Here is a 15506-nt window from a genome sequence, read left to right as displayed (position 1 = left end):
CCTTGGGTTCCGGGCTCGCGCTTGCCGTCATGCCTCGCCGAACTCGGCGTCGATCAGCTGGAAGACCTCGTCCACGGTCGTGGCCGACTCGATCCGCTCACTCGTCCGCTGCGCACCGTCGGTGATCGCGGCCAGGAGTGAGCGCAGGCGCCCGGCCACATGCTGCTTCTCGCCGGTCGGCATCGTGGCGAGCAGGCCTTCGAGCTTCGCGAGCTCCTGCTCGATGGGCGGCACCGCGGCGGCGCCGCCGGCCTCGGCGAGGAGCAGTTGCGCGACCGCCGCGCACGTCGGGTGGTCGAAGATGAGCGTGGTGGGCAGTCGCAGTCCGGTGGCCTGGGTGAGCCGGTTGCGGAGCTCGACCGCGGCGAGCGAGTCGAACCCGAGCTCGGTGAACGCGCGGGCGGGGTCGATGGTGGCGGGCGAGGCGTGCCCGAGCACCGCGGCCACCTGGGCCTGGACCAGCTGGAGGACGACCTGTTCCCGCTCGGCCTCCTGCACGCCCGCGAGCCGCTGCGCGAGCGATCCGCCCGCGGACTCCGCGCGCCGTGCCGGCGCGCGGACCAGCCCCCGCAGCAACGCCGGCAGCACACCCGCCCGCGCCTGGGTCCGCAGCGCACCCAGATCGAGGCGTACGGGCACCAGCAGCGCCGCGTCGAGCCGCTCCGCCTGGTCGAACAGCTCCAGCCCCAGGCTCGTCGGCAGAGGCACCACTCCCATCCGCCCGAGCCGCGCGAGATCGGCCTCACCGAGCTCACCCGCCATGCCGCCCGCGTCGGCCCACAACCCCCAGGCCAGCGAACTCCCCGCCAACCCCGCGGCCCGCCGCTGCTGCGCGAGGCCGTCGAGGACCGCGTTGGCCGCGGCGTAGTTGCCCTGCCCCGGGCCGCCCATCAGCGCCGCCACCGAGGAGAACAACACGAACGCCGACAACGGCATGTCCGCCGTCAGCTCGTGCAGATGCAACGCCGCATCCACCTTGGGACGCATCACCCGCCCGACCTGCTCCAGGGTCAGCGACTCGATCACCCCGTCGTCCAGCACACCCGCGGCGTGGACCACCGCCGTGAGCGGATGCTCCAACGACCCGAGCAAACCGGCGAGCTGATCCCGGTCGGACACATCGCACGCGACGACCCGCGCCTGACAGCCCAGCGCCTCCAGCTCCGCGACGAGCTCCTCCACCCCGGCCGCGCCGGGGCCGCGCCGGCTGACCAGCAGCAGCCGTCTCACCCCGCGGGCCCCAGCGAGGTGACGGGCGAACACCGCCCCGAGACCTCCCGTACCGCCGGTGATCAGGACCGTCCCGTCCGGATCCAGCGATGGTGGCTCTGCGCCCGCCGGCGCCGCGGGCGTCCGCGCGAGCCTCGGGGTCAACAACCTGCCCACGCGCACCGCGAACTGCGGTTCGTCCAGACGGAGCAACGACCCCCAATCCGGCACGTCACCCTCGCCGTCGAGGTCGACCAGCACGAACCGGCCCGGATGCTCGGACTGCGCGCTGCGCACCAACCCCCACACCGGCGCCTGCACCAGATCGGGAGCCTCGTCGCCCACCGCGATCCCACGGCGCGTCACCACGACCAACCGGGCACGCGCCAGGTCCGCACTGGCCAGCCACCGCTGCAGCAACTCCAGGGTCTGCTCCGCGGCCCTGTGCACCCCGGCCACCACACCAGCGTCATCCGCCGCAGAACCGCCGATCGCGGCGACCACGACATCCGGGACCGCCACACCCCCGGCGACCGCCCGCGTCAGCGCGTCGAGGTCCTCGTAGCGCTCGGCCCCGGCGAGATCACCCAGACTCGCGACACGCAACGGGCCCGCCCCGTTCTGCGCCACAGGCGCGACCTGCCCCCACTCGACCCCGAACAGCGAACCGTTCACCGCCCGCCCGGCCACCTGAAGCTGCGCCGGATCCACCGGCCGAACAGCCAGCGCCTCGACCGACACCACCGCTACCCCGGCCTCATCCATGACGTCGACGCGGAGTGCGGACTCACCCGCAGGGGCGATCCGGACCCGCACCCGCGAACCCTCCCCCTGCCCGAGCCGCACCCCCGACCACGAGAACGGCAGCTCCGCCGGAGACCCCGCCTCCTTCTCCAGCAACCCACCATGCAACGCGGCATCCAGCAGCGCCGGATGGATCCCGAAACCCTCACCACCCGCGTCATCGGGTAGCTCCACCTCGGTGTAGACATGTGCGCCGTCGCGCCACGCCGCCCGCACACCCTGGAACAACGGCCCGTAGTCGTACCCGGCCTCCGCCAGCCGCCCGTACAGCGCATCGACCGCGACCGGTTCGGCACCCTCAGGGGGCCACACCGCAGAGAACGGCACCGGAGGTTCCGCCGTCATGCCCAGTACCCCGCGTGCGTGGCAGGTCGGCTCACGTTCGCCGTCCTCGCCGGCGGTTTCGGGGGACGAGTAGATCGCCACCTCCCGGCGGCCGTCCTCGTCGGCCCGGCCCACCGTGACCTGTACCCGCACCGCGGCGTCATCCGGCAGGAGTAGCGGCGCCTCGAGGACCAGTTCCTCGACCACCGGGCTCGCGGTGTGCTCGCCCGCGGCGAGGGCGAGCTCGACGAGCGCGGTGCCGGGCACCACGACGGTGCCCAGGAGCGCATGCTCAGCCACCCAGGGGTGTGTATCGGTGGACAGGCGCCCGGTGAACAGCCATTCGTCGCGGTCCCCGACCCGGACCGCTGCGGCCAGCACCGGATGCTCCAACCGCCCGAGCCCCGCCGCGGCCAGATCGCCCGCGTCTTTGCCCACCATGAGCCAGTAGTGCTCGCGTTGGAAGGCGTAGGTGGGGAGTTCCACCCGCTGTGCCCCGCTGTGGGCGTAGAAGGCCGGCCAATCGACCGTCGCTCCGGCGATGTGGGCCTGGCCCAGGAACGCGGCGAAGGTCTCGGCCTCCGGCTGGCGGGCACGCAACGCGGGTACGAACACCGCGTCGTCCTCGTCGATCGACTGGCGCGCGAGGGCGGTGAGCACCGCGTCCGGGCCGAGCTCCAGGAACCGGGAGACGCCCTGCTCCCGGAGGGTGCGGACACCGTCCAGGAACCGCACCGCCCGACGGACATGATCCACCCAGTAACCCGGATCCGTCAGCTCCGAGGTCACTAGTTCACCGGTCACGTTGGACACGACCGGGATGCGCGGCTCGCTGAAACTGAGACCCTCGGCCACCTGCCGGAACTCGGCCAGCATCGGCTCCATCCGCGGTGAGTGGAACGCGTGACTGACCCGCAACCGCGAGGTCTTACGGCCCTGCCACTGCGGCAACCACTCCTCCACCGCCTCCAGGTCTCCTGACACCACGACCGCTCGTGGGCCGTTCACCGCCGCGATCGACAACCGCCCCTCGAACCCGGTCAACGACCGGGAGATCTCTTCCTCGGAGGCCTGCACCGCCACCATCCCGCCCCCCGCCGGCAGGGAACCCATGAGCCGGCCCCGGGCTGCCACCAGCGCACACGCGTCCGGAAGGGACAACACCCCGGACACATGCGCCGCGACCAGTTCCCCTACCGAATGGCCGATCAGCACATCCGGGCGAACACCCAACGACTCCAGCAGCCGGAACAACGCCACCTCGACCGCGAACAACCCCGCCTGCGTGAACTCCGTGACATCCAGCAGACCAGCCTCCGCCGACCCCTCCGCGGCGAACAGCAGCTCCTTCAATGACCGGCCGAGCCGCCCGTCCAGTTCACCGCACACCTCATCCAGCACTTGCGCGAACCGCGGATACACCGCGGCCAGGCCCGCACCCATCCCCGGACGCTGTGCACCCTGGCCCGAGAACAAGAACGCCGTCCTGCCCGCCACCACCCGGCCCTCGAACACCCCTGCGGCAGGTTCACCAGCCGCCAGCGCACCCAACCCGGCCAGCAACCCCGCTCGATCCGACGCGACCACCACGCCACGGCGCTCCAACTGCGCCCGCGTGGTCACCGCAGAGAAACCCACATCGACAGGCTCGGACTCCGGACGAGACAGCAGATGAGAGCGCAACCGCTCCGCCTGCGCCCGCAACGCCACCTCGCTCCGGGCGGAGACCAGCACCGGCACCACCGGCGGCACAGCATTCGGACTCTCGACCGGCTCCTCATCGTGCACCGGCGACCGGGAGGGCTCGTGCGCGTCGTCGGCCGGCTCCTCATCCAGCGCCGGCGGCTCCTCCAAGATCACGTGCGCGTTCGTGCCGCTGATGCCGAACGAGGAGACCCCCGCGCGGCGGGGTCGTTCGGAGGCCGGCCAGGGCTCGGCCTCGGTCAGCAGTTCGACCTGCCCGGCCTGCCAGTCGACGTGCGGCGAGGGGGCATCGACGTGCAGGGTCGGCGGCAGCATCCCGTGCCGCATGGCCATGACCATCTTGATCACACCGGCCACTCCGGCGGCGGCCTGCGTGTGGCCGAGGTTGGACTTGATCGAGCCGAGCCGGAGAGGACCGTCCTCGCGTTCGCGCCCGTACGTGGCCAGCAGCGCCTGCGCCTCGACGGGGTCCCCGAGTCGGGTCCCGGTCCCATGTCCCTCTACGGCGTCGACGTCACCTGGCTTGAGACCGGCGTTGGCCAGCGCCTGGCGGATCACCCGCTCCTGCGACGGACCGTTCGGCGCCGTCAGACCATTGCTCGCCCCGTCCTGGTTGACCGCGCTCCCCCGCACCACCCCGAGCACCCGGTGGCCGTTGCGACGCGCGTCCGAGAGCCGCTCCAGCACCAGCAGACCCGCACCCTCGGCCCACCCCACACCATCAGCCGCCGCCGCGTACGGCTTACACCGCCCATCAGGCGACACCCCTCGTTGACGGCTGAACTCCACGAACACGTTCGGCCGCGCCAGCACCGTCACCCCACCCGCCAACGCAAGCGAACACTCCCGCGACCGCAGCGACCTACACGCCAGATCCACCGCCACCAACGACGAGGAACACGCGGTATCCACCGACACCGCCGGCCCCTCCAAACCGAACGTGTAACTCACCCGGCCCGACGCCACACTGCCCGCGGAAGCAATCCCCAAATACCCCTCGATCTCCGAACGGCGATCACTCAGCCCCGCAACGAACCCGTAGTCCTGGTACATCACCCCGCAGAAGACACCGGTGTCGCTCCCCCGCAAAGAAGACGAATCAATTCCCGCGTCCTCGAACGCCTCCCATGCCCCCTCCAGCAACAACCGCTGCTGCGGATCCATCGCCAACGCCTCGCGCGGGCTGATCCCGAAGAACCCCGCGTCGAACTCCCCCGCCCGCTCCACAAACCCACCCCCACGGGTGTAAGCGGTGCCAGGGTGATCCGGATCAGGGTCATAGAGGTGCTCGACGTCCCACCCACGATCAGCCGGGAACCCCGAGACGGCATCGCGGCCCTGTGCCACGAGTTCCCACAGGTCGTCCGGGGACATCACCCCGCCGGGGTAGCGGCAGCTCATTCCCACGATCGCCAGCGGCTCGTCCTCTGTCGCGCGTGATCGCGACGCGCGGGCGACCGGCCGCGCGGCCTCGACAGCCCCGCCGGCCTCCCGCAGCAGCAACCCCACGACCGCCGCAGACGTCGGATAGTCGAACACCAGCGTGGTGGGCAACCGCAGACCGGTGACCTGCGACAGCCGATTACGGATCTCCACCGCCGCCAGCGAGTCGACACCCAGCTCCTTGAACGCCCGCACCGGGTCGATGCCGGCGGGCGAGGCATGCCCCAACACCGCAGCCACCTGCGCCTGCACCAACCCGAGCACGACCTGTTCCCGATCACCCTCGGCAACGCCCGCCAGCCGCTGCGCGAGCGACCCACCCCCCGACTCCACCCGCCGCACCGGCACCGACACCAACCCGCGCAGCAGCGCCGGCAGCACACCCGCCCGCGCCTGCGCCCGCAGCGCGCCGAGCTCGAGCCGGATCGGTACGAGCAGCGCCGCGTCGAGCCGCTGCGCCTGGTCGAACAGCTCCAGACCCACCTCGACCGGCAGCGCACCCAGACCCATCCGCTCCAACCGGGCGAGCTCGGCTTCTTCCAGCCCCCCGCTCATCCCGGTGCCAGCGGCCCACAGCCCCCACGCCAGCGAACTCGCCGGAAGCCCGGCAGCGCGGCGCCTGGCCGCCAAAGCATCCAGAGAGGCGTTCGCAGCGGCGTAGTTGCCCTGACCAGGGCCACCGATCAACGCCGCCACCGAAGAGAACAGCACGAACGCCGACAGGTCCATCCCCGCGGTCAGCTCATGCAGATGCCACGCCCCATCCACCTTCGGGCCCATCACCCGCTCAACCCGCTCCGGCGTCAACGACTCGATCACACCGTCATCCAGCACCCCCGCCGCATGCACCACCGCCGTCAACGGACACTCCAGCGACCCCAGCAACCCGGCAACCTGATCACGATCCGCGACGTCACACGCCGCGACCCGCACCTGGCAGCCCAGCCCCTCCAGCGCCCCGACCAGCTCCGCCGCACCCTCCGCAGCCAGGCCACGACGGCTGACCAGCAACAACCGCCTGGCACCATGCCGCTGGGCGAGATGTGCGGCGAACACCGCCCCCAGGCCGCCGGTACCACCAGTGATCAGCACCGTCCCGTCCGGATCCAGCGGCAACGGCTCACCGGACGCCGCCCCGGCACGAGTGAGCCTCGGCACCAGCAACCGGCCCGCGCGCACCGCGAACTGCGGCTCGTCCAGACGGAGCAGCGACCCCCAATCCGGCACGTCGCCCTCGCCGTCGAGGTCGACGAGCACGAACCGGCCCGGATTCTCGGACTGCGCGCTGCGCACCATTCCCCACACCGGCGCCTGCACCAGATCGGGGGCCTCGTCGCCCACCGCGACCCCACGGCGCGTCACCACGACCAACCGCGCATCCGCCAGATCCGCACTGGCCAGCCACCGCTGCAGCAACTCCAGGGTCTGACCGGCGACCGCACGCGCCCTCTCGGCCGCACCGTGCTTGTGCGGTGGGCACGAGATCGCGGTGACGACCACGGCCGGGGCGGGGGCACCGTCGGCGACCGCGCGCGTCAGCGCGTCGAGGTCCTCGTAGCGCTCGGCCCCGGCGAGATCACCCAGACTCGCGACACGCAACGGGCCCGCCCCGTTCTGCGCCACAGGCGCGACCTGCCCCCACTCGACCCCGAACAGCGAACCGTTCACCGCCCGCCCGGCCACCTGAAGCTGCGCCGGATCCACCGGCCGAACAGCCAGCGCCTCGACCGACACCACCGCTACCCCGGCCTCATCCATGACGTCGACGCGGAGTGCGGACTCACCCGCAGGGGCGATCCGGACCCGCACCCGCGAACCCTCCCCCTGCCCGAGCCGCACCCCCGACCACGAGAACGGCAGCTCCGCCGGAGACCCCGCCTCCTTCTCCAGCAACCCACCATGCAACGCGGCATCCAGCAGCGCCGGATGGATCCCGAAACCCCTGGCGGCGTCGATGAGATCGTCAGCGAGCGCGACCTCGGTGTAGACCTCCTCGCCGTCGCGCCACGCCGCCCGCACACCCTGGAACAACGGCCCGTAGTCGTAGCCGGCCTCGGCCAGCCGCCCGTACAGCGTTTCGACCGCGATCGGCTCCGCCCCGGCCGGCGGCCACGTCCCGGGGAACGCCACCGGCGGCTCCGCCGCCACGGCCAGCAGCCCGCGCGCATGGCAGGTCGCCGCACGCTCGCCGTCCTCGGCGGCGGCCTCCGGGCTGGAGTAGATCGCCACCTCCCGGCGGCCGTCCTCGTCGGCCCGGCCCACCGTGACCTGTACCCGCACCGCGGCGTCATCCGGCAGGAGCAGCGGCGCCTCGAGGACCAGCTCCTCCACCACCGGGCTCGCGACATGCCGGCCCGCGGCGAGGGCCAGCTCGACCAGCGCCGCGCCTGGCACGATCACCGTCCCGAACACGGCATGGTCCTGGGTCCATGGCGCGATGTCGTGCGACAGGCGCCCGGTGAACACCCACTCCTCGCGGTCCCCGACCTGAACCGCGGCCGCGAGCAGCGGGTGATCGAGGCGTTCCAGGCCGGCGGTGGCCGGATCGTTCGCCCCTGTGCCCGGCGCGACCCAGTAGCGCTCGCGCTGGAAGGCATACGTCGGCAGTTCCACCCGCTGTGCCCCGCTACTCGCGTAGAAGGCCGGCCAATCGACCGTCGCACCGGCGATGTGGGCCTGGCCCAGGAACGCGGCGAAGGTCTCGGCCTCCGGCTGACGGGCACGCAACGCGGGTACGAACACCGCGTCGTCCTCGTCGATCGACTGACGCGCCAGAGCACTCAGCACCCCATCCGGGCCCAGCTCCAGGAACCGGGAGACGCCCTGCTCCCGGAGAGTGCGGACACCGTCCAGGAACCGCACCGCCCGGCGGACATGATCCACCCAGTAGGCCGGGTCGGTCAGCTCTCCCGACACCACCTGGCCGGTCACGTTCGAGACGACCGGGATGCGCGGCTCGGCGAAACTGAGACCCTCGGCCACCTGCCGGAACTCGGCCAGCATCGGCTCCATCCGCGGCGAATGGAACGCGTGACTGACCCGCAACCGCGAGGTCTTACGGCCCTGCCACTGCGGCAACCACTCCTCCACCGCCTCCAGATCTCCCGACACCACCACCGCTCGGGGGCCGTTCACCGCCGCGACCGACAACCGCCCCTCGAACCCGGTCAACGACCCGGCGACCTCCTCCTCGGAAGCCTGCACCGCCACCATCCCGCCCCCCGCCGGCAGGGAACCCATGAGCCGGCCCCGGGCCGCCACCAGCGCACACGCATCCGGAAGCGACAACACCCCCGCCACATGCGCCGCCACCAGCTCGCCCACCGAGTGACCGACCAGGTAATCCGGGCGTATTCCCAGGGACTCCAGCAGCCGGAACAACGCCACCTCGACCGCGAACAACCCCGCCTGCGTGAACTCCGTGACATCCAGCAGACCAGCCTCCGCCGACCCCTCAGGAGCCCACAGCAGCTCCTTCAATGGCCGGCCGAGCCGCCCGTCCAGCTCACCGCACACCTCATCCAGCGCCTGCGCGAACACCGGGTACACCGCGGCCAGACCCGCACCCATCCCCGGACGCTGCGCACCCTGACCCGAGAACAAGAACGCCGTCCTGCCCCCCACCACCCGGCCCTCGAACACCCCGGACGCCGGCTCTCCATCAGCGAGGGCACCCAACCCGGCCAGCAACCCCGCACGATCAGCCGCCACCACCACCCCACGCCGCTCCAACTGAGCCCGCGTGGTCGCGAGGGAGAAACCCACATCGACCGGCTCGAGCTCCGCACGAGACACCAGATGAGAGCGCAACCGCTCCGCCTGCGCCCGCAACGCCACCTCGCTCCGGGCGGAGACGAGCACCGGCACCGCAGGAGGCACCGGTGACCGCGAGGGCTCGCGCGCGTCGTCGGCCGGCTCCTCCACCGGAGCCGGCGGCTCCTCGAGGATCACGTGCGCGTTCGTCCCGCTGACGCCGAAGGAGGAGACCCCCGCACGGCGCGGGCGCCCCGGGGCCGGCCACGGCTCGGCCTCGGTCAGCAGTTCGACCTGCCCGGCCTCCCAGTCGACATGCGGCGAGGGCGCGTCGACGTGCAGCGTGCGCGGCAGTACCCCGTGCCGCATCGCCATCACCATCTTGATCACACCCGCCACCCCGGCCGCCGCCGACGTGTGCCCGATGTTCGACTTGACCGATCCCAGGCGCAGCGGCCCGTTCACCCGCTCGCGCCCGTAGGTCGCGAGCAGTGCCTGCGCCTCGATCGGATCGCCCAGCGTCGTCCCGGTCCCGTGCCCCTCCACGACGTCGACGTCACTCGCACTCAGACCGGCGTTGGCCAGCGCCTGGCGGATCACCCGCTCCTGCGACAGCCCGTTCGGCGCCGTCAGACCATTGCTCGCCCCGTCCTGGTTGACCGCGCTCCCCCGCACCACTCCCAGGATCCGGCGGCCGTTACGACGCGCGTCCGACAGCCGCTCCAGCACCAGCAGGCCGAGTCCGTCGGAGAACCCGGTCCCGTCCGCGGCGGCGGCGTACGACTTGCAGCGCCCGTCCGGTGCCAGCCCGCGCTTCCGGCTGAACTCCACCAGCACGAACGGCCCGGACATGACCGTGACGCCGCTGGCGAGGGCGAGCGAGCACTCCCCCGAGCGCAGTGCCCGCGCGGCCAGGTGCAACGCCACCAGCGAGGAGGAGCACGCCGTGTCCAGTGTCACCGCGGGGCCTTCGAGGCCGAAGTTGTACGCGACCCGGCCCGAGACGACGCTCGTGGCCGTGCCGGTGAGGCGGAAACCCTCGAGCTCGGGCAGCGTCGACGTGCCGTACTCGTCGGTGGACATGACGCCGCAGAACACCCCGGTGTCCGAGCCGCGCAGCGATGTGGGGTCGATGCCCGCGTCCTCGAACGCCTCCCACGAGGCTTCCAGCATCAAGCGCTGCTGCGCGTCGATCGCGAGCGCCTCTCGCGGGCTGATCCCGAAGAATCCGGCGTCGAAGTCGGCCACGCCGTCCATGAACCCGCCGCAACGCGTGGAGACCGTCCCGGGCTGGTCGGGATCCGGGTCGTAGAGGCGCTCGAGGTCCCAGCCGCGGTCCTCCGGCATCCCCGCCACCGCATCACGCCCGGCCGCCACCAGCTCCCACAGCTCAGCCGGCGAGCCGACTCCGCCGGGGTACCGGCAGCTCATCCCCACGATCGCCACCGGCTCGAGGTCTCGCTCCTCCAGCTCGCGCACGCGGCGGTTGGCTGTGACCAGGTCCCCGGTCACCTTCCGCAGATAGGTGCGGAGCTTCTGCTCGTCGGTCACCGAGCCGCCCCGCGGATCGTCAGTGCTCTGGGTCATATGGATCCGAGCTCCTTGTCGATCAGCTTGCACATCGCTTCGTGGCACACCCATGACTGGGAGCCCAGAGCCGGTCCCTGGCACGTTCCCGGCTCACTTCGACGCCCCGGCGCGGCGACCACCGGGCCATTCCGGGCCCCGATTCGCCCCGTCGGGGACGCGATCCCGGTCTGCCGCCGATCCGTGCGATTCATGGCATTCCCCAGTGTCAAGCGTGATTTTCTGCAGGTTAATAGTCCGGAGCACCCACCCCCTTTAATGGGCACACCGTGATCGATTGACCGCAAGCGTCGTGGTCGGAACAGCGATGCCATACAGCATCCGCTCGTGCCCGACCAGAGAAGTCTGCGCCCCGTCGCCTACGCCTCGTATCATCAGATATCGGAGTGACTAATTACAACACGGACGAGATAAGTATCAGGTTGCGTCCGCGTTAAACCAGGTTGCCCTTCAGTGAAGCTTTCGTCAGCACTCCATCAGCGGGAGATCTGATGGACGCTTGGTACATCCGCGCAGGTCCGCCACCATGCATGCACGCGTTCATCGCCATGAGGTATGTCCGGGGAAGCCGCCGAAGTGGCTGGTCAGCCATTGATCGGAAAGACGGGTTCCCGGGCCGGGGTGTCCAGGTCAGGCCATTTCAAGTGATAGAAATTTCACCGACTGCGACCGCGAAATGACATGGAGGAGTCATGGCGGAGTCAGAGGACCTCCGCCGCCGGTGACGAGACCCACGTCCGTCGACGGGCGCACGCCGAACCGGTCCACGCTGGCAGGAACCAGCTCATTTGGCCTGCTCAGAGGGTTTCCGTCTCCCCTGATCCCAGCCCTCGGCAGGTCCGGCCGCTCAGCGCCCAGACGGCGGGCGGCGCCGTTCCCGCTCCGATGCGCCGGGACTTCACCGCCGGATGACCGCATGGCGAGCCGGTCGGAGACCAGGACGCGAGAGGGGAAGACTTACCTTGCCACGCCGATCGATGCCTTGAACAAAGAGGTCATGGGCGCACGCTACTGATCGTTTCCATATCGGGAGGTCATGGCGTTGGTCGAGTTGGCGGCCGTGAATCCTCGGCTCATCCCAAAGTGCATCTTGCATTCCGAATGTGGCAGAAGTCTGCGCGGGAGCGGGTCGGCAAGGCTTGACCTGGCCCCATCACTCGGCCCGGGCCGGCCCCTCTCAATCTGCCGGGAGTCGCCGAACAGCCCCTACAAGGCGAAGCACATCGATTTCAATGAACAAGGCCGTGGAGTGATGGAGATCACCATCACTCCACGGAATGAGCAGCACATCGCGACACCGAGCGAATTCACTCACTCACACAGCGGTAAGTTGCACTGAAAGAGCTCAAGAAATGGGCCTTGACGTCACTCCCGGCACATGAATAGCGTGAGTTACCGTCGCGAACGCCGCCGGTCGCGTCCTATTCACGCTGGCCAGGGGTGAGGTGATGGCATGTCGGAAGTACTCACCGCGCCACGGGTGATCACCGGCGACGAGACGGTGACCGATGGCGCGGTCGTGATCGATGACGCCGTCGTGCGCTGGACCGGTTCCGCCCGGGCACTGCCCGCCGAGTACCTCGGCCTGCCGCGGACCGACCACCCGGGTTCGACGATCATGCCGGGTCTGATCGACGCCCACGTCCACCTCGGGCTCGACGGCGGCCCGAAACCGGTCGCGCGCATGCGGTCCGAGACCGACGAGCAGCAACTGGTACTGATGTTGCACCGGGCGCGGGAACTGCTCGGGGTGGGCGTCACCACCGCCCGGGACCTCGGCGGGCGGGGCTACCTGGCCGTGACCGTGCGCGATGCCATCACCGCCGGCCTGGCCCGCGGCCCTCGGCTGGTCGTGGCCGCGTCCCCGATCACCGTCACCGGGGGGCACTGCTGGTTCATGGGCGGCGAAGCCGACAGTGCCGACGACCTCCGCCGGATGGTCCGTGACCACCACAAGCACGGCGCCGACCTGATCAAGGTCATGGCGACCGGCGGGTTCATGACGCCCGGATCCGCGCCCTGGCACGTGCATTTCACCACCGCGCAGCTGGCCGTGATCGTCGAGGAGGCGGGAAAGGTCGGCAAGCCCGTCGCCGCGCACGCCCACAGCGTCGAGGGCATCCACCGGGCCGTCGAGGCCGGCGTCACCACGATCGAGCACTGTTCGTTCGGCACCGAGACCAATGAGCAGCGCTTCAGCGAATCTCTGACCGCCAGGATGGCGGAGCAGGGCACGTTCGTCTGCCCGACCATCAACGTGAACGCGGCGCACTTCGCCGAGCTGACCGGGATCGTCAGCGGTGCGCACCTCAAGACCATGCACGAGATGGGCGTGCGGATCATCGCGGGCACGGACGCGGGGATCCTCAACACCCCGCACCACCAGTACGTCGGCGGCCTGGAGTACCTCGTCACCCTGGGTTTCCGGCCCGCCGAGGTGCTCGCGATGGCCACCACCGAGGCCGCGGCCGCGCTCGGTCTCGGTGCCGTCACCGGCCGGCTCGCGCCCGGCTACGACGCGGACCTCATCGTCGTGGAAGGCGATCCGGAGACGGACATCTCGGTGCTCGGCCGGCTGTGCCGGGTCATCTCCCGGGGCCGGGACTACGTACCGGACAGCGGCCGTTTCGACGTCAGCGCGCCCGGCACTCCGCTCGCGTCCCCGGCCGGCACACCCCGTTGATCTCCGGGGCACGGGCCGCTGCTCGCGTGCCCGGCGGCGAAGGCGGCGATCAGGTCCTTGACCGCCGGGGCCATCAGGATCCCGAGATGCCCGTGGCCTGGCGCGTCCTCCAGGCGCGCGTCCCGCAGTCCGGCGACGACGGCCTCCGCCTCGCTGTAGGGCACCACGTCGTCGCGCGGGTCGTGGATGACCAGGACCGGGCGGTCGAGGTTCCCGCCGAGCCCGCCGACGTCCCAGTGGGAGACCGGCACACCGTTGCGCCTGCGCAGCTCCCGGTAGATCCGCTCCACGATCTGCCGCCGCAGCCGCAGTTCGGAGCGCGACCATCGCTCCAGCACACCGGTCAGTGTGCAGGTGGGGGCGATCAGAACCAGGCAGGCGACGGGCGCCTCCGGGCGCCGCGCGACCGCGCCGATCGCGGCGATCGAGCCGAGCGAATGCGCCACGATCATCCGCACGTCGCCGAGGGCGTCGAGGACCGCCTCGGTCGCGTGCGTGAACTGGGTCATCGTGGCCTGTGTCCCTTCGGACACCCCGTGCCCGGGCGCGTCGAACGCGGCGACCCGGTAGCCCAGCGCCCGCAGCGGCGCGACCAGGCTGTGCATGCGGCTGCTGTCGGTCCCCCAGCCGTGGACGAGCAGGGCCGTCGGCCCGTCCTCCCCCCACAGGTAGCCGCCGCGGATGTGCGGGTCGCCGGGGACCGCGAACCGGCGGGCACCCAGCGGCAGTACGTCATCGGGATGTGTGCCGAGGGCACGGGTGGAACTGAACGTGCTGGTGGCGATCCGCCCGGCGAGCCCGGGAGCCATCCGTCCGAGAGCCGCATGGTAGAGCCGCCAGACCGGCAACGGCAGCCGGGGCACGGTCATGGGGCTGCCCGGAGCCTCTCGAGCCGGCGTTCGCCCTTGCCCGTCGCGGCGCCCTCCGTCCCCGGGGCGACCGGCTGCCGGGCGAAGTCGGCGTAGTAGCCCGACTCGGTGTCGTAGAAGTGCAGCCGCCGGATGATGCACCACAGGTACCTCAGGTTGATCTCGCGCTCGCGGATCATGCCCGGGTAGGCCTTCTTGAGCGCCTCCTGGGCCTTGAGCAGGTTGTAGAACGCCACCGGCGGGGCAACGTGGTGCGCGGTGTGCACCGAGATGTTGTGCGTCAGGAACAGCAGCCAGCGGGGGTAGCGGTAGTCGGTGGTCAGCAGCAGGCGGCCCGCGTTCTTGGTCCAGTGCTCCGACGTCAGGTACGGCACGTCGGAGGCGCTGTGGTGCATCAGCGTGGTCACGCTGAACCAGGCGTGCGTGACGAGCCAGGGCCCCACGAAGTACAGCAGCAGGCCCCGGATCCCGGTGAAGTAGACGAGCGGCGGGAAGTACAGCGCGCAGAAGGCCACCACGACCCAGATCGAGCGTCGTACGTCGCGCCGCATCTCCTTCTTCGGGAAGAAGGAGGGCCGGAATCCCGACACCCGCCAGTAGTTGATCGTGCCGCCCCAGAAGGCCCAGGTCCTGATCCCGCGGTAGAGCAGCCTCTTCCACAGGGGCATCCGGTCGTAGAAGGCCGCCGGCATCGGCTTCCAGTCGGTGTCCAGGTCCAGGTTGTTGGTGTACGTGTGGTGCAGGTTGTGCACATGCCGCCAGGCATGGAACGGGTAGATGAGCGGGAGCAGCGACACCTGCCCGATGAGGTTGTTCAACGTGCGCGACCGGGAGAACGAACCGTGCCCGCAGTCGTGCCCGATGCAGTGCAGGCCCCAGCCCCCCAGGCCCGCGAGGAAAAGCAGCGGCACGTCCAGCAGCCAGTACGGGGAGAACGCCATGGCGATGATCGCGCCGAGATAGAGTGCGGCGCTCATCGCGAAGCCCAGCAGCCCGCGCCAGACCCGGGGGACGAAGTACTCACGCGGGATCGCCGCGGCCAGCCGTTCGTCCTTGATCTGATCGGACCGGCGCAGGAACTCTTCGAACTGCTCGCCGGGCGCCGTGGGAAAACCGAAGGCCGCCATCCC

The 15506-nt window shown here is 70.8% G+C and carries 4 protein-coding genes; 1 reads left to right on the top strand and 3 read right to left on the bottom strand.

The window, feature by feature from the left end:
* Positions 1-27: 27 nt before the first annotated feature.
* Positions 28-10824: an SDR family NAD(P)-dependent oxidoreductase gene (locus ACRYCC_RS15655; protein WP_433812653.1), complete on the bottom strand. Its 10797-nt coding sequence runs from the start codon at positions 10822-10824 to the stop codon at positions 28-30.
* A 1453-nt stretch (positions 10825-12277) separates the two neighbouring features.
* Here ACRYCC_RS15655 and ACRYCC_RS15650 point away from each other — a divergent pair.
* Positions 12278-13507 carry a metal-dependent hydrolase family protein gene (locus tag ACRYCC_RS15650; protein WP_433812652.1) on the top strand — a complete coding sequence of 410 codons (1230 nt, stop codon included), beginning with the start codon at positions 12278-12280 and terminating at the stop codon, positions 13505-13507.
* Here the strand turns inward: ACRYCC_RS15650 and ACRYCC_RS15645 are convergent.
* Both ACRYCC_RS15645 and ACRYCC_RS15640 read right to left on the bottom strand, forming a co-directional pair.
* Positions 13429-14376, bottom strand: coding sequence for an alpha/beta fold hydrolase (locus ACRYCC_RS15645; protein ID WP_433812650.1), 948 nt, complete (start codon positions 14374-14376; stop codon positions 13429-13431). The genes ACRYCC_RS15650 and ACRYCC_RS15645 overlap by 79 nt on opposite strands.
* Entirely contained in the window at positions 14373-15503 is a 1131-nt protein-coding gene (locus ACRYCC_RS15640) for a fatty acid desaturase (RefSeq protein WP_433812649.1), read from the bottom strand. Before ACRYCC_RS15640 ends, ACRYCC_RS15645 begins: the two co-directional genes overlap by 4 nt.
* Between the last annotated feature and the right edge of the window lie 3 nt (positions 15504-15506).

Source organism: Actinomadura scrupuli (assembly GCF_050971785.1).
GTDB lineage: Bacteria > Actinomycetota > Actinomycetes > Streptosporangiales > Streptosporangiaceae > Actinomadura_E > Actinomadura_E scrupuli.
Note: the sequence above shows the minus strand (reverse complement) of the source record. Positions and strands in the feature narration are given on the sequence as shown.

Excerpts from the sequence above, each read along its gene's own strand:
- ACRYCC_RS15655 (WP_433812653.1), bottom strand. The coding sequence starts at position 10,824 with ATGACCCAGAGCACTGACGATCCGCGGGGCGGCTCGGTGACCGACGAG.
- ACRYCC_RS15645 (WP_433812650.1), bottom strand. The coding sequence starts at position 14,376 with ATGACCGTGCCCCGGCTGCCGTTGCCGGTCTGGCGGCTCTACCATGCG.
- ACRYCC_RS15650 (WP_433812652.1), top strand. The coding sequence starts at position 12,278 with ATGTCGGAAGTACTCACCGCGCCACGGGTGATCACCGGCGACGAGACG.
- ACRYCC_RS15640 (WP_433812649.1), bottom strand. The coding sequence starts at position 15,503 with ATGGCGGCCTTCGGTTTTCCCACGGCGCCCGGCGAGCAGTTCGAAGAG.